This window comes from Micromonospora sp. ALFpr18c, assembly GCF_008868155.1.
Taxonomy (GTDB): Bacteria; Actinomycetota; Actinomycetes; order Mycobacteriales; family Micromonosporaceae; genus Micromonospora.
The window spans coordinates 1-781 of record NZ_WBKR01000442.1; the positions used below are offsets into that span (position 1 = coordinate 1).

1 protein-coding gene and 1 pseudogene are annotated in these 781 nt (G+C 72.2%); one reads left to right on the forward strand and one right to left on the reverse strand.

Going from position 1 to position 781, the window contains the following annotated elements; genetic code table 11:
• Window positions 1–87: 87 nt before the first annotated feature.
• Window positions 88–510 carry a helix-turn-helix domain-containing protein gene (locus F8271_RS31610; RefSeq protein ID WP_151493423.1) on the reverse strand — a complete coding sequence of 141 codons (423 nt, stop codon included), beginning with the start codon at window positions 508–510 and terminating at the stop codon, window positions 88–90.
• A 20-nt stretch (window positions 511–530) separates the two neighbouring features.
• Here F8271_RS31610 and F8271_RS31615 point away from each other — a divergent pair.
• A pseudogene (locus F8271_RS31615) lies at window positions 531–781 on the forward strand (PaaI family thioesterase); the annotation flags it as partial.

A 781-nucleotide genomic window follows, 5' to 3' on the forward strand; every position in this document is an offset into this window, starting at 1 on the left:
ACCGTCGCCATATGCGTTTCGGACACGCACGGCCGTCGATGTCTGCGGTGAGGGTCGCGCGGACGCGCGGACGCGCGGGTGACCGACTCAGGGGGTACGACGGTGCGCGCCGGGGCCTGGACGGGGCAGCACGTCGCGGGGCTCGGCGACCTCATGCCCGTCGGCGCAGCGCAGCTCGACGCGCACCTCCGCGCCGCAGTCACGGTGCCCCACGCTCAACGGAGAGCCCTCCGGGTCGGCGAGGTACCGGTCACCCCACCCGAGCACGGCGACCAGCACCGGCCACAGGTCCAGGCCCTTCTCGGTCAGCCGGTACTCGTGGCGCAGCCGACTACCCGGCTCCCGGTAGGGCTCGCGACGTAGCACACCCTGCTCGACGAGAGCGGCCAGCCGGTTGGTCAGCACCTGACGGGGGATGCCGGTACGCACCCGCATGTCGTCGAAGCGCCGTACGCCGTTGAACACCTCGCGGAGCACCACCAGCGTCCACCGCTCGCCGAGGATCGCCATCGCTCGCGCGATGGTGCAGTTCGACGCTGCTGGACACCGCCGCCGGCTGCGCCGTGCACACCACGCTGCCCGCCGGCGTCGGCTACACGTCGCTGGACCTGAACGTGAAGTTCCTCCGCCCGGTCACCGTGGACAGCGGCGTCCTGCGCTGCGAGGGCACCGTGCTGCAGAGCGGCCGCCGCACCGCCCTGGCCGAAGCCCGCCTGACCGACGCGACCAACCGCCTGATAGCCCACGCCACAAGCACCTGCCTCCTGTTTCCCCTCCCCTA

Coding starts and splice junctions, on each gene's coding strand:
- F8271_RS31610 (WP_151493423.1), bottom strand. CDS start 510: ATGGCGATCCTCGGCGAGCGGTGGACGCTGGTGGTGCTCCGCGAGGTG.